At 41.0% G+C, this 20,992-nt stretch carries 17 protein-coding genes and 1 other annotated feature; of the genes, 4 read left to right on the top strand and 13 right to left on the bottom strand.

What is annotated here, in order from left to right; all coding sequences use genetic code 11:
• Positions 1–210: 210 nt before the first annotated feature.
• The 9 genes from FD44_RS06855 to FD44_RS06815 form a co-directional block, all read right to left on the bottom strand.
• Complete coding sequence (locus FD44_RS06855; protein WP_010620149.1) at positions 211–1,329, bottom strand: aminotransferase; 1,119 nt, start codon at positions 1,327–1,329, stop codon at positions 211–213.
• Between the two features lie 115 nt (positions 1,330–1,444).
• Positions 1,445–2,782 (bottom strand): aspartate aminotransferase family protein, encoded by a 1,338-nt coding sequence (locus FD44_RS06850; RefSeq protein WP_010620150.1) that lies wholly within the window; start codon positions 2,780–2,782, stop codon positions 1,445–1,447.
• Positions 2,783–2,785: 3 nt separating this feature from the next.
• Complete coding sequence (locus FD44_RS06845; RefSeq protein ID WP_010620151.1) at positions 2,786–4,234, bottom strand: APC family permease; 1,449 nt, start codon at positions 4,232–4,234, stop codon at positions 2,786–2,788.
• A 183-nt stretch (positions 4,235–4,417) separates the two neighbouring features.
• Positions 4,418–5,248, bottom strand: a complete 831-nt coding sequence (locus FD44_RS06840; RefSeq protein WP_010620152.1) for a MetQ/NlpA family ABC transporter substrate-binding protein — start codon at positions 5,246–5,248, stop codon at positions 4,418–4,420.
• A 34-nt stretch (positions 5,249–5,282) separates the two neighbouring features.
• Complete coding sequence (locus tag FD44_RS06835; protein WP_010620153.1) at positions 5,283–5,969, bottom strand: methionine ABC transporter permease; 687 nt, start codon at positions 5,967–5,969, stop codon at positions 5,283–5,285.
• Positions 5,959–7,002 carry a methionine ABC transporter ATP-binding protein gene (locus FD44_RS06830; RefSeq protein WP_010620154.1) on the bottom strand — a complete coding sequence of 348 codons (1,044 nt, stop codon included), beginning with the start codon at positions 7,000–7,002 and terminating at the stop codon, positions 5,959–5,961. Before FD44_RS06830 ends, FD44_RS06835 begins: the two co-directional genes overlap by 11 nt.
• Positions 7,003–7,068: 66 nt before the next feature.
• Positions 7,069–7,317 (bottom strand) — a binding site (T-box leader).
• A 68-nt stretch (positions 7,318–7,385) separates the two neighbouring features.
• The gene (locus FD44_RS06825; protein WP_010620155.1) at positions 7,386–8,003 is read right to left on the bottom strand and encodes a DUF1648 domain-containing protein; all 618 of its coding nucleotides are present in this window, start codon (positions 8,001–8,003) and stop codon (positions 7,386–7,388) included.
• Positions 8,004–8,240: 237 nt separating this feature from the next.
• Positions 8,241–9,845 (bottom strand): peptide ABC transporter substrate-binding protein, encoded by a 1,605-nt coding sequence (locus FD44_RS06820; protein WP_010620156.1) that lies wholly within the window; start codon positions 9,843–9,845, stop codon positions 8,241–8,243.
• 396 nt (positions 9,846–10,241) lie between these two features.
• Positions 10,242–10,610 carry an iron-sulfur cluster biosynthesis family protein gene (locus FD44_RS06815; RefSeq protein WP_010620157.1) on the bottom strand — a complete coding sequence of 123 codons (369 nt, stop codon included), beginning with the start codon at positions 10,608–10,610 and terminating at the stop codon, positions 10,242–10,244.
• A 93-nt stretch (positions 10,611–10,703) separates the two neighbouring features.
• On the opposite strand from FD44_RS06815, the gene FD44_RS06810 reads away from it, so the two are divergent.
• The 3 genes from FD44_RS06810 (at position 10,704) to FD44_RS06800 (ending at position 13,469) form a co-directional block, all read left to right on the top strand.
• Positions 10,704–11,651: a TDT family transporter gene (locus FD44_RS06810; RefSeq protein ID WP_010620158.1), complete on the top strand. Its 948-nt coding sequence runs from the start codon at positions 10,704–10,706 to the stop codon at positions 11,649–11,651.
• 208 nt (positions 11,652–11,859) lie between these two features.
• Positions 11,860–12,240 (top strand): aggregation-promoting factor C-terminal-like domain-containing protein, encoded by a 381-nt coding sequence (locus FD44_RS06805; RefSeq protein ID WP_010620159.1) that lies wholly within the window; start codon positions 11,860–11,862, stop codon positions 12,238–12,240.
• A 185-nt stretch (positions 12,241–12,425) separates the two neighbouring features.
• Positions 12,426–13,469, top strand: coding sequence for an SGNH/GDSL hydrolase family protein (locus tag FD44_RS06800; protein WP_010620160.1), 1,044 nt, complete (start codon positions 12,426–12,428; stop codon positions 13,467–13,469).
• A gap of 50 nt (positions 13,470–13,519) precedes the next feature.
• Here FD44_RS06800 and FD44_RS06795 read toward each other — a convergent pair whose 3' ends face one another.
• Positions 13,520–14,626, bottom strand: a complete 1,107-nt coding sequence (locus tag FD44_RS06795; protein ID WP_010620161.1) for a hypothetical protein — start codon at positions 14,624–14,626, stop codon at positions 13,520–13,522.
• Between the two features lie 150 nt (positions 14,627–14,776).
• Positions 14,777–15,229 carry a hypothetical protein gene (locus FD44_RS06790; RefSeq protein ID WP_010620162.1) on the bottom strand — a complete coding sequence of 151 codons (453 nt, stop codon included), beginning with the start codon at positions 15,227–15,229 and terminating at the stop codon, positions 14,777–14,779.
• Positions 15,230–15,436: 207 nt separating this feature from the next.
• Here FD44_RS06790 and FD44_RS06785 point away from each other — a divergent pair, with 207 nt between their 5' ends.
• Positions 15,437–16,201, top strand: coding sequence for an SDR family oxidoreductase (locus FD44_RS06785; protein ID WP_010620163.1), 765 nt, complete (start codon positions 15,437–15,439; stop codon positions 16,199–16,201).
• Positions 16,202–16,243: 42 nt separating this feature from the next.
• On the opposite strand, the gene FD44_RS06780 is transcribed toward FD44_RS06785, so the two are convergent.
• Positions 16,244–17,503: a chloride channel protein gene (locus FD44_RS06780; RefSeq protein WP_010620164.1), complete on the bottom strand. Its 1,260-nt coding sequence runs from the start codon at positions 17,501–17,503 to the stop codon at positions 16,244–16,246.
• A gap of 108 nt (positions 17,504–17,611) precedes the next feature.
• Positions 17,612–20,740 (bottom strand): YhgE/Pip family protein, encoded by a 3,129-nt coding sequence (locus FD44_RS06775; RefSeq protein WP_010620165.1) that lies wholly within the window; start codon positions 20,738–20,740, stop codon positions 17,612–17,614.
• Positions 20,741–20,992: the final 252 nt, after the last annotated feature.

Raw genomic sequence — 20,992 nt, 5'->3', positions numbered from 1 at the left:
TAACTTGATTATAAAACGCGCGGATTAAACTTTTTGTCCCTGTTTTCAAAATAGTCAGCTCCTTCCCTAATGAGCTTGCTTGTAAACGTTACCAACACTAGTATACATGGGATAGGGGAATTGTCTAACACTTGCTCCCGTTCTTTTCTATTTATATTTTAATTTTTTAAAAAAAGCCTATTCAAAATAGGCTTTTTTGGGGGTAAATATTTAATTTTCTTGATGCAAAAACACTGATAATCGTTTCAGGCCTTCTTTTAAAGTAGCTTCATCGGTACAGTAGCCAAGACGTGCATGTTTTGGCATATCAAATCGATTTCCTGGAACTAGCAGCACCCCTTTTTCTTTTAACAAGCGAACGCAAAAGTCTTCTGTGTCACCTGAAATATCTAGTTTGATAAACGATGTTGAGACCGCTTGTGGCAAAACAACACTTACCTTTGGCTCTTGTGCAACCCATTCCTTTAGAATTTCTAGGTTGTTCAGTACAATTTTCCGGTTTCGCGCCAAAACTTGTTCCTTATGCTGTAAGACACAAACGGCTAATAAATCATTAAAGACGCCCGCACAAATCATGGTGTAATCTCGATATTTTCTAAAGAGATCTGCAAGGTCACTATTTGATGCTGTCCAGCCGACTCGAATACCTGGCGTTGAATAAGTCTTAGATAGTGAATTAGTTGCGATTCCTTTGTCATAAAGATCAACGATAGACGCAAAATTTTCGGGATGATCTAATGGTAAGTAAACTTCATCCACGAGAACGTATGCATTAACCGACTTGGCAATCTCGACGACTTGTTCCAAAAAGTCCCGACTCAAAAGCGTCCCAGTTGGGTTATTGGCATTGTTCAAACAAATCATTTTTGTATTGGGACGAATAAGTTGTTTAAGCTCCTCAATATCTGGGTACCAATCTGCATCTTCTTTGATATGCCAGAAATCAACTTCAGCACCCAACGATTTTGGAATGTCGTAAAGTTGCTGATACGAAGGATATTCAGAAATAACGTGGTCTCCTGGCTCAATGAGCGAATAAAGCGCTAAGTGATTTGCACCGGTGGCACCGTTTGTTTGTAGAATATTTTCTGGATCAATATCGTCGTACAGCTTAGCAACCTCTTTTTTAAATTCAGGTGAGCCTTCAATCCAGCCGTAATTCATTTTTTGTTCGTCCAACATTTGGTAGAAACTTTGTCCGCCTTTACCATCCAAGTTCAAAATTTCATGCATTGTCATTGAGGAAACTGTACTTTGTGCAATATCATACGTGGCGCTTTTTTCCCAAACGTTTAACCATTCTTCAACACCAAATCCTGCAATTTTCAAAATAGTCACTCCTTATTAACTTGAAATTTAAAAAAGTCAGGACTCATTTTTCGTCCTGACTTTAATAGTTTGATTAATCCTTAGATAAAACTAGGTTAACTCATGCGCTAATTTTTTACCAACCAATCTCATCCGCATTATCAGGCAATGTTAATTTGCCTGCTTCAAGCTCAGAAAATGCCTGGTCCAACATTCCGAACGCTTGATCCAACTGCTCATCAGTAATAACCAATGGGGGCTGGAATCTTAAAATATTGCCACGAAGACTGATGATGATGGCCCCTAATTCAAAGACTCGATAAATTAACTTTGTCGTAGCCTCTGGATCTGGCTCACCCGTTTTACGATCAACAATATCAATCCCACCATCAAGGCCATACATTCTAAAGCCACCAATAAATTTGAATTTTGATTTTTCTTGATTGAAGAATTCAGTGGCTTTTTCACCAAGCCGAGCAGACCGCTCGACCAAGTGTTCATCTTCCATAACATCTAGCGTCGCCATTGCGGCAGCCGTCGTCACCGGGTTTCCGGCAGTTGTATAAACGTTAGCAGGCGCATTGAGTGACTCCATAATATCCTTACGACCAATGACCGCACTAAGCGGCATCCCTGAAGCAAGTGATTTCCCAACCACCATCAAATCAGGTTCGACATCAAAGTGTTCAATTGACCACCATTTGCCGGAGCGACCCATGCCTTGGTTCACTTCATCAACAGCAAATAGAATGCCGTTTTCATGAGCGAATTCCACCACTTTATTAATGTACGCAGTTGGGGCCTTCACGATTCCACCGTCGCCTTGAATTGGTTCAATCACAATTGCGGCAACTTCTTCTGCAGGCAGGTAGGTTTCAAATGGCTGTTTAAATGCTTTAAACATTCGATCGACAAAATCATCATCTGATTCGCCTTTCAAACGTTGCCAAGGATCCGGATACGGAACTTTCACAACATCAGGCAATAATGGGCCAATTTTACGTGACATGTTCAAACTGACGGATGAAATGGAAATTGAGCCATAGGTTGAGCCATGATAAGCACCTGTAAAACTGACAATATAAGGACGGCCAGTATAGGCCCGAGAAAATTTAATCACGGCATCGTTAGCATCCGATCCAGAATTTCCCCAAGCAAGTTCAACAGGGCCACTGATTGGTGCTAACTTTGCTAGTCTGGGAGCCAATTTAACTTCCGGATTATTAGCAAAGTAGGCTGGCGTGTACTGAATCAATTTGGCAGCTTGATCCTGAATTGCTTTGACAATATGAGGATGAGAATGCCCGGTATTAGTGGATGATGCACTAGCTAACAAATCAATATACATTCGCCCATCTGCATCCGTGATAGTAGCGCCTTTGCCACTATCAACCACAATATTAAAATACTTCACCCGAGCGGCTTTTGAGAATGCCTCTGACTCATCATCTAATAACCGTTTATTTTCGCTCATTTGTTAATCCTTCTTTCCTTTATTCCCCTTTTGGAGGTAGGAATGGCGTATGCCATAGCTGAAGTAAATAACTAATCCAATCAAGAACCAAATTCCTGCGTACATCTTAGCTTGAATATCTAATCCTAAGAAAATTGCGAGAGAGCCTAAAAATCCTAATGCGGGTAGTACTGGGTACCACGGCATTTTAAATTCGGGTTCCGCAATATCTTTTCCTTCTCGAGGCCGCAGTGCATACATGCCCAAAGAGACGAACATGAATGCAATCAACGTTCCGGCAGAAATTAATTGTGCGAGAAATGCGAATGGGAAAAAGGCACCAATGATAATTCCAATGACCGTCAAAAGAACAAGGGCATGGTTTGGACGCTTCTTATCATCAAGTTTACCCAACCACTTTGGTAACATGCCATCTCGGCCAAACGAATAAATCAGTCTTGAGCCGGCCAGCATCATCCCAATTAAAGCCGTAAACATCCCTAGAACTGCGACACCCTGTACAATTGCCGCAACAGTTCCGTGTCCACTTTGACGTAATGCCCAGCCAACTGGTTCAGCATTATTTGCATAAGCTGAGTATTTGAACATTCCAACTAAGACAAGTGCAACGGCAACGAAGAGGACAACCGCAATGGCAAGAGAGCCCAAGATTCCTCGTGGCATCGTCTTTTGCGGATCCTTTGCTTCAGCGGCATTTGCGGCGATTGAATCAAAGCCAATGTAGGCCAAGAAAATCATTGAAACCCCGGCATAAATTCCTTGCCAACCACCAAATGCCGTTCCATCAGCATTTTCATGGTAAGCAGGAATAAATGGAACATAATTGCTCCCTTTAATAGCGGTTGCGCCGACAATAATGAACACAATTATTGCTAATACTTTTAAGACGACTAAAATATTTTCAACTCGAGCGGCTTGTGACACACCGTATGCCAATAAGACGGCTACCAGCATCATAACGACGACGGCAAGTAAATCAACAACCCCACCGTCAGTACCAAATGCGTTTGCAAGTGATCTTGGCATCGAAAGTCCTAATGGCTGTAATAATCCACGGAGATTCGCTGACAATCCCGAAGCCACGAACGCCACGGCAATAAAGTATTCCGCCAATAGCGCCCAGCCAGCAATCCAACCAAAGAATTCACCAAAGACAACGTTAATCCAAGAATAGGCTGACCCAGCAAACGGCATCGCAGCTGACATTTCAGCGTAAGCAAATGCAACTAACCCAGCAACGATTGCTGCCAATAAGAATGACAACGCGACGGCTGGACCGGCGTGCTCCGCAGCAACTACTCCTGGCAAGGTAAAGATAGAAGTCGAAACAATGGTTCCAACCCCAAGTGCTAGAAAGTCCCGTACTCTAAGGGAGCGAACCAAATGCGCGTCCTTATCTTCATAGACGTTGGGATCCTCCTTCAAAAATATTTTCTCTTTCAAACTGCTCATTAAAAAATAACCTCCAGTAATTTTATAAATCTATGTAGATTGCCTGCTAACTCGACAATAATAAATTAGAATTTGATTAATATATTCTAACAGGATAAAAAATACCCGTCAATGTAGAAATGCTTAAAATAGTATAGAAAAACCCAGACCAACGTCAATTGGTCTGGGTCATAAATCTATTGATTATTTTCCATTTGGGTAAGCTGGTACAACGGCACCCTTATACTTCTTCGTGATCCATTGTTGCGTACCCTTTGATTGAAGAGCCTTCATCAACTTCTTGATAGCAGGCTTCTTCGTGTCGCCCTTTCGAACTGCAACGATGTTAACGTATGGAGATGAGTTCTTTTCAAGTGCTATTGAATCCTTTGTTGGGTCTAATCCAGCTTGAACAGCATAGTTAGCATTGATGAAGACTGCGGCGCCTTCCTTGTTGTTGTAGAATTGAGGCATCAATTTTGGCTCCAAATCGGTCTTGAACTTCAGGTTCTTCTTATTATCCTTAATGTCCTTGAACGTTGCGGTTGTAATGTCAGTTCCAGATTTCAGTGTAACTAAACCAGCGTCACGTAAAATGGTTAGTACTCTTCCATAATCAGCAACATTGTTACTTACCAAAATAGTTGAACCACTTGGAATTGCCTTTAAGCTCTTGTACTTCTTTGAGTAAGCTCCGATTGGTTCCAAATGAACGTTACCGGCACTAACCAATGTGCCGTTGTTTTGCTTGTTCCAGTTCTTTAAGAATGGAATGTGTTGGAAGTAGTTAGCATCTAAATCCTTGTTTGCAAGATCCTTGTTAGGCAAGACGTAATCTTGGAATACTTTAATTTTAAGATTGACGCCTTCCTTTTTAAGCTCAGGCTGAACATGCTTCAAGATTTCAGAATGAGGAATGTTTGAGGCCCCAACCGTAATTGTCGTTTCCTTGGTTGATGAAGACTTTCCACAACCCACCAATAATAGTGATACAGCAACAATACTTGTTAAACCAGCAATCCATTTCTTTTTCATAATGTGAATCCCCCTTGAAATATTTTAGTTGTTTTTAACGCTTATCAATTCGCTTAACGAGAAGATCCCCCGCAAACTGACAAATGAAGACAATTAACACAATAATAACGGTGGCAACCATGGTGATGGTATTGTTACTTGCCTGGAAACCATCTAAGTAAGCTAAATTACCAAGACCACCAGCCCCAATAGCACCAGCCATTGCAGTGTACCCAATTAATGAGATTGCCGTAACTGTTAAGCCAGAAACTAAAGCCGGCATACTTTCTGGTAGTAGAACTTTAGAAATAATTTGCGACTGAGTAGCACCCATTGAGTCAGCAGCTTCAATCACCCCATGGTCAATTTCATGAAACGCAATTTCAACCAACCGTGCATAAAATGGTGCGGCTGAGATAATCAATGAAGGCAAGGCCGCCTTGGGCCCAATGATGGTTCCCATCATTGCCTGCGTTGCTGGAAGCAGAAGAACAATTAAAATGATAAATGGAATTGAACGGAAAATATTAACAAATGCCGAAACAATCCAGTTTAAAACTTTGGCCCAAATTGACTCGCTGTTGCTGGTTTCAAATAGGAGTAATCCAAGTAAGGCACCTAGAATGGCAACCACAATAATTGAAACTAGGGTCATCCAAACGGTTTCCCAAGTGGCTCCCCACATGTTTGACCAGTCAACATTTTTGAATTGGAAGTATGATGATAATCCGTTATTGTTCACGGTTGATTACCTCCGTTTCGACTCGCATCGTCGTAAAGTAGGCTAAAGCCCCATGCACGCTCTCTTTATTATCACTAATAAGCTGAACAAATAGTGAGCCTAGCGCGCCTTCCTGCGTTTGATGAATGTTTCCTTCAATAATACTTAAATCAATATCTGGAAATTTACGAAGCATGCTGGAAACAATTGGTAATTGAGCTTGATCTCCGTGGAAGCCTAATTTGACAATGACCCCATTCGGATACTTTTCTAACAACTCGCTGACTACCACGTTCGTGTCGTCCAAACTGGTACTCCCAGTTTCTTGGTTGACAAATCGCTTGGTAATTGGCTGCTTTGGGTGCTTGAAAACGTCTAATACAGGACCCTGTTCAACGATTTTTCCTGCATCCAACACGGCAACTTGATCACAAATCTTTCGAATGACGTGCATTTCGTGGGTGATCACAACCACGCTCAGGTTTAATTGCTTGTTGATGCTTAACAATAAATCCAATACTTCGTCAGTCGTTTGTGGATCCAATGCACTAGTCGCTTCATCAGAAAGTAAGATTTCTGGATCATTTGCTAAGGCTCTTGCGACCCCAACACGCTGCTTTTGTCCACCGGATAGTTCGGACGGATAGGCATTCTCTCGGCCAGTTAAGCCAACCAGTTCAATTAAACGTTGAACCTTTTTCTTTCGTTCATCCTTTGGCACTTTCGCAATTTCGAGTGGAAATGCAATATTATCAAAAACCGTTCGTGACCATAATAAGTTGAAATGTTGGAAAATCATTCCAATTTTAAGTCGTTGATTTCTGAGTTTACTTCCTTTTAATCCGCTAATCTCTGTTCCATTAATCGTAACGGAACCCGTCGTTGGAAACTCCAACCCGTTTAACATCCGGATTAAGGTACTTTTACCGGCACCGGAGTAACCAACAATTCCGTAAATTTTGCCATCCGGAATGGTTAAATTAACGTCTTTTACGGCATCAACTTCGCCTTCTTTGGCAATGAACGTTTTGGAAACATCTTTAAATTCAATCACTGCTGATTTCCCCCTTTTCTAAAATAAAAAAGCCTTTCGTCCACTAAACAAATAAAATCATTTGTTCAATAGGACGAAAAGCTTTCTTTTCGTGATACCACCTAACTTTATAGTAACTTCGCAATTACTATCTCCGTGAGTCTAAGACTCGTGTGCGTTAATGGGCACCACCAGGTGAACTTATGGCCTTTAGCCACTCACTCACGATTTTCTCATCAAAAGACCATCTTCGAAATTGTCGCATCACTCCGTTTCACCATCAGGAGCTCTCTTTGGAATTAACTAACTTCTACTCATCTTTTCAAATTGTTTTTTAATAATTAACGTTGAATTGATTATACTTAGCCAAATCAGGTGTGTCAAGCGCAACAAAATTTTTATTTTTATTTTCGCTTTTGTAGCTGCCAAATTTGAAACTGCGACAATAGCACCAAAATAATAAAGATTCCAATCGAAATCCCTGAATAAATTGGGATCATCAATATCGACAAGACCATCAGCAGGCCACCGATCATCATGGCAACACCCATTAACCGGTACGCTCTCATTAAAGCCCTAACCTTCGCGTCCTTCCTAACATTGATATCCGTCATATTATTGGGGATAAAAATACCAAGGAGTAATGCAAACAATCCTAAAAGTAACATCACAATGCGCCGAATATCAACTGGCACCCCTAACGCAAACAGCACCGTTACAATGTAGAGCAACACACTTAAAAATGGAATCACACTTTTAAACGTGGCCATTAGCCCCTTCGAGATTGGCCGTTTATTGCCTAAATCACTGATAACGCAGACGATTATTTGAAAAAGCGTCATCCCAATTGGAAATCCAAACACAAAGATTGGCTTCGTGGTGTAATTATTAGGCTGATTATTTAAATTAAAGTGAATTGCGATAGTTGCGGGTAGTTGACTGTAAAGCGCCAAGCCTAAAATAATCGGTAGCAAACTCACAATACTTGTTAGAACCACTATTTTCCAATCGATCTTCTTCATTAATATACTCCCCATATCTATAGTCAATAGCTTAATTATACTATAAAAAACAAAGCAGAGTAGCTCTCATAAGAGCCTACCCTGCTTTTGATTTTTATCGTACTCAGTTAAACCCAGCCAGCCTTACCTAAATAAGGCAGTTTTGAATCCGGTTGTTTGACCCATCACCCACTTTTATATTTCTATTCCATTGTAACAAATTATGGTAGCGAACGGGTAAAAATAAATAACCGTTGCTTACTTCCAGTATGCATACTGATACTGGGCTTCATTCAGTAGTGAATACTTGAGTCCACCAACCTTCTTGCTGACCAGTTTAGCCTCTGATGGTTGATACAATGGGACCAACCCTTTGACGTTCATCAATTGTTTGTTAGCCTTCACCAGCGTGTCGTAGCGAGCTTGACCAGTTTGAGTCACCGACTGGTTCAAATAATCATTAAAGGTCGCGTTCTTCCATTGTGTGAAGTTAACGGTGTTGTCCTCACCCGCAAGATCCAAGAAGTCATAGGCATCCAACCAGTTTGTACTCCAGCCAGTTAGGTTCATTTCAAACGTCCCAGCAAAATCGCGACTAACGTGTTGCGCATGTGGAATTGAAGTGACTGTGACTTTCAAGCCCTTAAAGTATTTTTCAGCAGTCGATTGGAGGTAGGTGCCGACGTGTTTATCTTCATCAGTGTCATCCGTCAATAGACTGAGCGTGACACTAGATTTACCTTGCTCCTTCAAATAAGCCTTCCAATATTTTTGGGCCTTTTTAACGTCGGTTGGTAATAAGTTGCCAGTTTCTTTGGCCATGTCTTCCCCAGTTGACGGGTTCGTTTGATCGCCTGAAGGGACCATACTCTTTGCAGGCTTCGAACCGTCTTGCAGAACATTTTCGGTCAACGTCTTTCGATTGATGACGTAAGACATTGCTTGTCGAAGATTTTCTGAATTTGAGGCAGTCTTCTTATTATTAAAGTACAGGTACTGTAATCGCCCAATCAAATGAGTCGTAAGCTGTTTATTATTTGAATTTTGACGGACGTATTGGCCCGCTACAGTGGTTTCTTGAACCTTGTCACTCTTAAATAAACTAACGGCCGTATTTTGATCCTTGGTTACCTGAACATTAACTTTCTTAATTTTGACGTCTTTTGCATTTCGGTACTTCGCATTTTTGACGTACTTCCATGCTGAATTGCTCCCGGTCCAGCCAACTAGTTTATAGGGACCGTTTGCCATTGTTTTTGCTGCGGTTGTACCATACTTCTGACCATATTTATGTACTGCATCTGAATTCAAAGGTAAGTATTTGCTTGCTGCTAAGTAATTGAAGTATGGAACTCGTTCTGTTAACTGAACTTGGAGTTTGGTCTTACTCAAAGCTTTGACACCTAATGTATTGGGGCTCTTTTTGCCTTTTTGAATAGCATCATAATTCTTAAACGCTGAATAGTTACTGGCATATTGTGCTTTCGTTTTCGGATCGACTGTTCGTCTAAACGAAGTTACGAAATCTTGTGCTGTAACCTGCTGTCCATTCGCCCATTTGGCATTTTTTCTAAGTGTGAACGTATATGTTTTTCCATTGTTGGTTGGTTTAACCACTTTGGTTGCGACCCCAGCAACAAGCTTATTATTCTTATCAAACGTGTACAAACCTTCCATCGTTTGGTAAATCATACTTGCGCTGTTCGTGTCGGTTGCCTTATTTGGGTCCGCCGTTAATGGCTCACTCGCTAAGGTAACCGATAACGCTTTGTCTTTATTTGTCGCCGCACTTCCATTGCCACACGCCGCCAACATCATCCCCGCCAGGACTGTCGTCCCAAGAACCAGGTATTTAGATCTCATAAAAATCCCTCCAAAAATATATTACACATTAAAATTTAATTCTTTAATCAAAAGTTAATGTGACATCAGTATAGCATGCTAATTTTTAAAGTCAACGGCAAGTCTAAAGACCCTTTTGTGGCGCTGAACATAAAAAAATAGAGGAGCAGGGACAAAACAAATGTTTTGTCCCGGCCCCTTTACTGTTTCCGAATATTCTTGCTTAGTCGGGTTCCAAAAGGCTGCTCTCTCCGCCTAGCTGCGATTCGGACTGTTGATTTTCGACCTAGTCCGATCGACATCGCAGTGAAACGAAGTACGATCAACAAACAATCCCAAGTGCAGGATTATTCGTTAATCTAGGCTATGCTCAAAAGCAAACCGCCTTTTGTCTCACCCTCTCTCACTTATTTTTAATTAACGGATTCCTTCAGAAACCTCAGGATCATCAACAACTTCCAAATTTGATTCTACAACGCCACTGTTATTGGTGAGCTGAATCATCCCCGCGCCACTTAATTTTAATTGCGGATTTTCATTTTCAAAATACTCGTATGAATAATCTTTAACCCAAATTTTACCAAGAGGAGAATCCAGTTGAACCTGATAGTCATCACCTACTTCAGAACCCACCAGTAATAGTTTGAAACCACCATCTAGGGCGCAACCGCCAATCACAGAGTACGGACCCACCCCATCATCAAAATCAAGAACGATATTCTTTTTATCTGCGCCGTGATTCTTGAGCCTTTTTTCAACATCAGAACTCATTTTTAAATTAGTCATTTTCTTACCTCTCTTATTAGGTATTTACATTATTAGCCTATCTCTAGTACAGTAATAATGTAATCTATAACAGCTTATACCGAAGGAAAAATAATGAAAAGAATAATGACTTCGTTGCCCATTCCAATCTGTGGGTTATTTCTTGGAATTGTCTCGCTTGGCAACCTGTACAAATTAAATTCGCATATCTTGGTCGGAAACATCATCGGTAGTGTGGGCATGTTTCTACTATTAATAATGGCCATTAAAATTGTGGCACAACTAAAATCGGTTCTTCATTCCTTAACGGACATGCTAACCGCTGCAGTTGCCCCTACGTTCCCAATGGCCCTTTTAGTCTCCTGCACTTATCTGGACAATATCAGCGGTGCCCACCCATTCGTCACAATCCTTTGGTATCTCGCCGTCCTGATTGAACTTAGTCTGGTTGGCTACTTTGCAATCAAATTCGTCATCATCCCCAAGTTTTCAAAATTCAACGTTTATCCAAGTTGGCTCATTCCCTTTGTCGGAATCGGGGTCATCACGGTTACTTCGGCGAACTTTAATCCACTTTTGGGGCAAATTATGTTTTGGCTCACTTTTTTAGGTTACGTCATTCTTTTCCCCACTATGATTTATCGAATTTTTGTTGTAAAGCACCTTCCTCAGGCAACTTTACCGCTCATCACGATTATCGCTGCCCCAGCCGCGCTAACGCTGGAGGATTACTTGCTGATTTTTCCACACCCAAATTTGATTCTAGCTAATTTCCTGCTCCTATTCTCGCAGGCCAACCTAATTTTAGCCTTATTCTTAATCCAAAAATCTATTCGTGGTCCATTCTATCCAAGCTTTTCCGCCTTCACCTTTCCTCTGGTACTCTGTGGTGCTTCCTTGTCACTTGCTGCGCAGACGCTCCATCCGTTTGGCCCTAACAGCCTCTTTTTATCCGACCTATCAACAATAGAAACAGCCTTGATTTCAATCGTCATTGCGTTTGTTTTTGTCCGCTATTGGCAATTTATTTGGCAAACATCCCATGAAAATAAAAATAATTGAGCTTTTTTCTTAAGTAATTGATAAGATATATGACAGTTTTAAAATATCTTTAAACACTATGAGGACACCATTCGTTTCTCCTATTTATTTTTTTCATTCGTTTACAGTAACCTTATTTAACACGCTAGTAACAACTCTTTAACACGATTGACACATTTCTAAGTTATGCTGTTATCAATTAGTCAACCGATAGAGAGGGTATACACATATGTCAAAATTACGAAATGGATTCATAGTTTTGCTAGCTGTTTTTGGATTTGCATTTGGCAGTTTAAGCAGCGTATCAACTGAAGCACAACCAGTTAGAACTGCTGAAGCAGCAACTACCGCACAACAAATTACGAAAATTAATAGTACCCTATCTGCTAAAAATAAAGCAGCCAAGAAGTGGATTGCAATGCGTGAGTCCGGTCGTAGTTATACCGCTAAGAACGGTAACTGTTACGGCAGATACCAGTTATTGCGCAGTTACCTCCATTATAACTACACCAAAGTAAATCAAGAAAAGACTGCTAACAAGTATGTCGCCGGTCGTTACGGTTCATGGACTAAAGCTAAGAGCTTTTGGTTAAGTCACCACTGGTATTAATTTTATAGAAATTAAAGGCCGCTAGATTATTAAATCTAGCGGTTTTCTTTTGCTTTCAAACCAATCAAATCACACTCTGCAGGCTAGTCTGGCAACGCCAAGATCATGAAAATCAAATTCTTCCTTGCATACAGTCTGAAAGCCCGTTAAACTTGAACAGATATCATTACTTGGGGGAATTTATTTTGAATCGTCAACCATATTTAAGAATGGCAGTCTTAGCTGCATCACTTTTTTTATCGTTAGAGGTAACAACCAGCGTCACTGCAAGTCCTAAAACTAATTATGCAACCGTTGAAAAGACAACGGTGACAGAACCTTACGCATACTATGTTCCAAAGGGGAAAGTTCTTTATACCAATTCAAGCCTTAGCAAAGCAAAAGTAACCACTTCAAAATATTCAAAAACGACTTGGTATTCAAAAAAAACAGCTATCATTATTAAAACGAGCGGCAACACGCAAAAAAAGGCTCACTACGCTCAAATCACTTCCGCTAACGGCAAACACAGCTACTGGACTTGGAATGGTAATTTAAAACCCATTACAAGTGCCGGTTTTAAAATTGCAGATAAAGCCGCTGGGTCTCGATTTAAAAAGATTAAATTAGCCTACATGGGGGATTCAATTCCTCACGGCTGGAGTGGTGCCGTCAATTACATCAACTCAAACTATCCAACCTGGATGGCTAAATATCTCGGAATCTCAATGACTGCAAGCCAAGTTCCAACCAACATGGCCATTTCGAGTGGTAAAATTTTAGGCAGTCAAAATCGGGATATGCCACAAATCATGCATCGACAGGATTTCAAGAAGTACAATATGATGACAATTCAGTATGGCACGAATGACTATGCCCACAGTGAGTATTCATTAAAAGAAGTCATGACTGAATTGCAAAAAAACATCACAACCATTAAATCCAGCAATCCCAAACTCAAAATATATGGGATATTACCACTTTCTCGTTTCCAAAAAGGAAGTGGAGAGCCTGCAGACCACATCAAAATGTCGGGTGGCTATACTTTTAATCAGCTGAAAGCAGCGGAACGAAAGCTGTATAAAAAGAACCACATCGCTGTGATTGATTTTCAAAAACTAGATCCTAATTTGATTACCGCTGCAAACCGTAAAACGACCTTACGAGACCACGTTCTTCATCCTGCAGCGAAAACTGATCAGTACCTTGGCCATGACGCAGCTAGGTTTATCGAAAAAAATTATAAATAGAAATAAAAACAGGACCAGCCAAAGCAAAATGCTTTGACTGGTCCTTTTCTTTAGTAACTTCTATCGGAAACCAACACTTCCGGATTATGATTGACTAACAAATAGGCTCTAGAACTATTTCCATAAGCCACCCCTTCGAATTCACGCTTGGGAGCAAAAGCTGACCAATTAAAACTACCATTCGTTAAATGGCCCTTACCAACCAATTTGCTCGTTGGAAAACTGGCGAGCGAATCGTCCGAAACCAGCATCAATCGGTGACGCACCGGATTGTACCCCATTCCTTGCAAACGGGTTCCAGGCAGATGCTTTAAGATTTGCTTCGTCCGGCGAAACTTGACCTTGCTATGGTGTATTTTCCCCTTAAAGACGTTGGCGCCACTTCCAGGATTCGTCCAAAAATAGGCATTTCCGGAATTATCAAACGTTAAATTATGGCCACCAGGTATCCAAGTTCCATTACGCGATAATTTGAATCGAATTTTACGATCCGGTTTTAATGACTTTGCACTAATGTGGGCAATATAACCCCACTTGCTGACCGGAACACGAGCCGTTTTTTCATTATCAATCCACATGTATAACCCGTGATTTTTCCGATTATAAGCAAGCGATTGGCCGTGTCCTGTATTGAAAAGTGGTCCCACTTTGATTGCATTTTGATAGGCTAATTTGGTTGCCGAGTATTTCCCATTAACCTTTACAAAGGTCTTTTGAAAAGTAGATCGATGTTTTTGAACGCCCAATGCATTCAATTTTGTTAGGTTATATCGGACAATTCGTCCCCGATTCTTTGTATTCGTTGGGCAATACAATATGTACATGAAGCCCGATTTTGAAATTGCAATAGACTGCGGATTTCCCCAACGCTGATTATTTTTACCAGGATAGGGCAATAAGTAATTAGAAATGAAATTTACTTTATTACCACGCGTCGAATAAACCGTTCTATTCGTCGCTTTATTTGAAATATGACTATACTTTTTGGGAACCTTTACAAAGTGAACTTTTTTATTGTTCAACTTTCGCGTATTACCGTATCCCGTTAACGCGCTTGATTTTTGATGATACGTTTTGACCTTTGCATTGACCCCGGTTTCTCCCATAAAACCAAAGGCCATCAAAAACGTCATTACTAGTACAACACCCTTATTCATGTCCATCCTCACTCTATCATTTCCTACCAATTTATTTATTAATTCTTAACGTTATACTCAATTATAAAGTAATTGTTTAACACGACAAGGCTTCCCCATAATTCGAAATATGATTGTAATAAAAAAGCCCCAATTAGGGCTTTTTCATAATTAATCTAAATATTGCTTTTCACAGTCTAGCCGTGCTTGAATTGCGTCTCCTTTATTGCGAAAACTCCGATTCAACCGGTAACTGCCCTTCCAATACAAACGGGCAATCCACTTATTCTGAAATGTATCAAAGTTAACACCGGTGACCCCACTTTTATTAGCAGATCTTAAATCAGTACTTTTGGGGTGCCAAGTTGACTTCAAACTTTCAATGCAACCAATTTGTTCTCTCGTTTTTTCATTCGTTAATAGATGGTAGCGCGAAACTTCATTTCGTAAGCAACCACAGCTCAACGTTGTGCCGTGCCGTAATCGATACCCATCGACAACCTTCATGTTGCCGCATTTACACTGACAAAGCCATCGCTGGTTTCCGTTTTTGGAATGACCATGTGGTTCGATCACAGTTAGTCGCCCAAATTTCTGTCCAGTTAAGTCTATTCTTGCACTCATAATATTACCTCCAACAATAAGTGTTACAGACTTTGACCGCTCCCATCAATCAAAATTTGAATTAACTCCCTGACCTAAGTATGGTCCTTTCAATTATTAAGGTAAAGGATTTTCACAAACTTTATTATTAATATTTTGACTCAATCATTAAAATATCGTACTATTGACTTGTGAAAACGTTAACAATAACTTTAAGGAGCTGATTTTATGTCAGATCAATTGAAAGGTAAAGTTGCAATTATTACGGGGGCTGCCTCCGGAATGGGAAAGGCCATGGCTGAGCTATTCGCAAGCGAAGGCGCTAGTATCGTCGCTGCTGATTTAAATGAAGAGCGATTAGCTGAAGTTTCCAAAGATATTACAGATAAGAACGGTTCCGTCGCAACCGTCAAAGTGGACGTTTCAGTTGAAGCGGACATTAATAAAATGTTTGATACCGCAACCGAGACGTTTGGAAAAGTTGATATTCTCGTTAACAATGCTGGCATTATGGATAATATGGCCGCAATCGGCAACGTAACTGATGAGATGTGGAACAAAGTGATTGCCGTTAACACCACTTCCGTCATGATGGCCTCCAGAAAAGCCGCTCAAATTTTCTTACCTCAAAAGCATGGTGTGATTTTAAATATCGCATCAGCCGGTGGTGTGATGGGCGGTGCTGCTGGTGCAACCTACACAGCTTCAAAACATGCCGTCGTTGGATTGACAAAAAATACTGCTTACATGTATCAGAACGAAGGGATTCGAACAAATGCCATCACCCCAGGTGGAATTGCAACCAATATTGTGGAATCCATGAAGGGCATTGATGAGTTTGGCATGGGCCGTCAATCAGTCGGGATGCCAACTTCGCCAGCCCCTGGCGATGCTGGTGATATAGCCGAAGCGGCTCTCTTCTTAGTTTCAGACAAAGCAAAGTACATCAACGGTGCCATTTTGCCGGTTGATGGTGGCTGGACAGCTTATTAGTTAAAAATTTGATCAAAAAAGCATTCTCCGCGGAGAATGCTTTTATTTTTTGAATACATTTATGATTTGCAGCCAATTACTCATTTGATCAAAAACGGTTGGCGCATATTTGACATAGCGTTTTTCCAAAAATCTGACAAACATTAGGATGGCCGTAGCCCCAACAACCACTGGGAACAAGGATACCGGTGCAAACATGATCGCCATCAAGCTCCCCACCAAAAGGGGTGATTCAAGGATGGCCGTCGCCAGTCCGATTGCAATAAGAACCACGATATAAGTCTGATCCATTCCCGGCAACAATCGACTAATGGCGAGACCCTGAACGGTTGATGCAAACAAGACGGGGAAAATGTCACCGCCTACCCAACCTGTATTCAGGCAGATTGTCAGCAGCAGCAATTTGCCAAATGAAATCAGGATGAGATACCCAACGGAGTGGCCAGCCCAACTCGTTGTAAATAAGTGAAAATTATGCTGACCTGAAAATAGGATTTCCGGGGCAAGCAAACTCGTAATATAAATCGCCAGTCCACCAAATATCACCAACGCAATTTCATGGAAAAATCGGGATTGAATCATTTTTCGAATCTCAATCATTACCTGCAAATAAACGTGGCCAATGAGATAGCTGACAAGCAAAATTGGCAGTGCCCAAATCAGGTCCCCTAGTTGCCAATGAGACGTCCCAATTCGAAGAATTAATGACGGCTCGCCACTTAAATTATAGACGATACAGAACCACAAAATTCCATTCATAAAATAGATTACTTTAATCAATTTTCGGTTTAAAAAGATGCCCCGGTGTTCCGGCGTATCCTCCCTGCGATTCAGGTATCGATGCGGTGTCGCTATGACAGTCAGTACCGTTTTCCAATTTGCCAGCGTCAATCGGTCGTAGTTCGCTTCCACATATCTCAATTTGTCACCAATCCAGATGCCGAATAGAACCGTAGAACTCACCAAAGTCGCTTCCGGCCCTAAACTAGTTCCACTCACTAAAATGATGGCGGGAATGATCAATTGTAAGGGTAAAAAGCGATAATCCGCAGTCCCAGTTTTACGAATTTCGACCATGACGTTACTAAAATTTCGGGGTAACTGACCGAATTTACGCCGGGTTACTAAGATTACCACCGCAATGACAATCAAAATTAGTGCATTAACAAGTGGGCGGCTAAGTTCTCCCGGCCAAAATAAGTCGATTAGGTAGCTTTGAAGGGTGTAAAACAAGCTGATTAGAATTCCTGCAATGGCACTCAAACACAGGCCGTACATAAACAGCAAAACTTTTTTTGTCATTTAACTCTAAATTCCTCTCTAAAACGTCCGCTTACCATTTAACCATAATTGGCCGAAAAAATCATAAAAATACCCCGAAAATAATTCTTTCGGAGTATTCCTTTGTTGCTAATCTTCTATTGTATTTGGTGTCAGCGGCTTCATCATGAAGGTTAAAATCATCCCCCCGAATACCGTGACACAGAATAAAATAATCAAAAGTGATGGTAAATTGATATCAATTCCTGAAGTAAACGTTTGACGTAGAACTAAATTCAAGAAATGCATTGGGAAATATTGCCCAATGGTATCGTTTAATCGACCAATCGTTTGCGTTGGATAGATGTCATTAGATAGGCAAATGTCCAAACCTGCAATTGCGCCAATTAGAATGAAGATCCATTTGCCAATCCACTGGTAGAAAATCGTCTCGACAATTGCCGTTAATAACGCAGCAAGTGTGCTAAACATCATGAATTCTAGTGGATGATCAATCTGCGTCAATATGAGGTTTAAGATGCCTGTCATTACGATTGCCTGTGCCCCAACTAATCCGAGCAGTTCAAGGATGGAACGGCGATCGCGTAACTTATTGAGCCAAGCAAATGTCGCAACAATAACACTCGTTCCAAGCAGACTAATTAATGCAACAATGAAAGGTGCAATCGCATAGCCAAAGTTCGGAACATAACTATAATTATCATGTTTCAAACTAGTTGGTGCAGCAAACATCTTAGCTGTTTTTGAAGTCAGCGGTGTGGCGTTAACTTTCTTAGCACCAGCGGATAGCCCCGAAACGAGCTTCTTATCCCCAGCCACTAATTTAGAAGTACCACTAGTCAGTTTAGATGAGTTGGCATCTAATTTGCCTGCACCATCGCTAAGTTGATTAACGCCGCTCATCAGCGCACCCGTCTTACCATTTAGTAGTGATAGGCCGCCGTAAAGCTGCCCAGAGCCACTTGTTAATTGGGTTACCCCACTAACAAGAGTGGGAACTTGACCGTTGAGAACGACGAGACCGGAGGATAATTGTTGGGCGCCACCAGCCAGTTGAGAAACACCAGAAGTCAATGCTGGCATTTGGTCATTCATCGTTCCAAGACCTGTTGATACCTGGCTCGATCCTTGGTATAACTTCGATACGCCACTAGTTAATGTTGGCACTTGTGAGTTCAAAGTAGTTAATCCGTCTGAAATCTGAGTAGAACCATCAACTAGTGAAGCTGAGTTATCAGTTAATTGTTGGTTTCCATCGAGTAGCTGTTGAATGCCACTTGTAAGTGCTGGAATTTGGCTTTGAAGAGAGCTAAGTCCCCCATATAATTGATTTGATCCACTCAATAATTGAGAATTGCTGGCGCTAATTTTCTGCGCACCAGTTGACAGCTGATTAATACTAGAAACTAGGTAAGGTGCAGTTGCATTAAAGGTAGATAAGCCGCTGTTGAGAGCGCTGGTAGCTTCCAATAAAGGAGTAAGTGCACCTTGAGAAATTGAATTCAATGAAGTCTGATCAGCATCTAGAAGATTCGAAGCTTGCTCAATATTGTTTGCCATCTCTTGCTGAACATTTGCTGCGTTCCCACTCGCGGATGTTTTTCCTGTACCTGACTCAGGACTCGAAGTAGCCTGTTCTATTGATGAAATTGCATCATCAATAGAGGCTTCTTCTTTTTCATCCTGATTCTTCGAGCCACCCGATGTCCCTTTAGTGGCACCCGAAGTACCTTCGTTAGCAAAGGCATCCTGCATTGCTTCTTTTTGATCATCAGTCATATTCGTTTTGCTTGCTACTGAATTAATCTTCGAGTCAATTTGACTTTGTGTCATACCTTGATTGGTTTCACTCTCTGTTGAAGAAGTGTTGTTAGAAGTCAGATCCGATTTAACCTGATTCAGTTCTTTTGTCACGGTAGCGGTATCAACACCATCAGTCTCACCACTACCATTTGCTGTGGATAACTGTCCTAATTCATCTTTAAGTGATGTTAAAGTTGATTTCAGCGCTAGAACTCTTGCATATGAAGCATCAGTACTCGATTTTAGCGTACTTACCAATGTTTGGACTTGACTTGATCCACTGGCCATTTGACCGACTTGATCAGATAGAGTTGATGTCTGAGAATCTAACTGACCTAATCCACTTGTTAAGGTTGAGACGCTGGAAGTATACGTTCCTAATCCAGTGTTAAGCTGGTTTGATCCATCAGTCAGCTGATTAACACCGTCCACCAAATCGCCCGTCTTACCTGACAGTTGCTTCAATCCTAAATTGACCTGGTAAACCCCATTCGTGTAGGTCACAACACCAGTCAATTCAGCCTTAGCCCCATTCTTCAACTTCACTACACCGGCAGCCAAATCTCCAGTTTTACCATTGAGTGTCTTTAGCCCGCTTGTAACTTGTTGGCTTCCATCATAGAGTTTGTTGGTGCCTGACTTTAACGTTTTAGCTTTTCCATTTAATTCATCGACTCCTTTTGTTAAAGTCTGAGAACCATTAGCTAACTTCTTAACTCCACTCGCCAACGCCGGCGTCTTGCTATTCAATTTCTTCAGACCTTCATTAAGCGTCTTTGACCCCGTCGTCAGTTTTTGAATGCCACTTGGCAAGGCTGACACACTCGTTTTCAGTGTCTGGGTTCCGTCGCTTAGTGTATGAACACCAGTTGTGTACGCCTTTAGGCCGTCTGCCAAAGTAACGGTCCCATCTTTAGCCTGGGTAACACCCTTTGCGGCAGTTGAAAATCCCTTCCCTGCTGAATGAATCTGATCAAACATCGTTAACGCGTATGTTTTGGTGACTGCTGAACGAATTTGGGAGTTCACCTGGCCTAAACCAACTTCACTCATAATTTTAGCAATGTAGTTCATTGAGTCATTGGTCTGGTAATGAAGATTCATTGCCTGTGGATTCTTATTTGTTACCGTTGTGGCTTTTTTAGAAAAATCCGTTGGGATGGTAACAACGGTGTAGTATTTATTTTTTGCCATCCCCTGCTTGGCTTGTTTGGCAGAAACAAAGTGCCAATCCAGTCCATTATTGTTCTTTAATTTATTGACCATTTGCTTTCCAACGGCCATCTTTTTCCCCTGATAATTAACCGCTTGATCATTGTTAACAACTGCGATTGGCAGCTTGTCGGTATTCCCAAACGGATTCCATACTGACTGAAGAAATAAAACAATCACGATGACCGGCAAAATAACTGCCGCAATAATTGCTGTTACCTTCAGTACGCTTCCCTTTTTCAAAAAAACACTTCCCTCTCAAATTAGTGCATGCCCTTAACTAAGTGCAGAAATAAAATGCGCTTTTACACGCGTCGTTTATTATACGCCTACTTGAAATAGTTTGTAAATGCCATATACTAAATTGATAAGTCAAATGTTCAAACCAAATATAAAGTAAATCGCTTACATTTGCGATATAATTGCGCTGCAATTAAGAAACAAATCCAAAAAATTCCATTCATATAATACAAGCCTTGTGGTAATAAGTCAAGA

This window comes from Secundilactobacillus malefermentans DSM 5705 = KCTC 3548 (genome assembly GCF_001436395.1).
Classification (GTDB): domain Bacteria; phylum Bacillota; class Bacilli; order Lactobacillales; family Lactobacillaceae; genus Secundilactobacillus; species Secundilactobacillus malefermentans.
The sequence above is the reverse complement of the archived record's forward strand: the minus strand, read 5'-3'. Positions and strand labels throughout refer to the sequence as shown.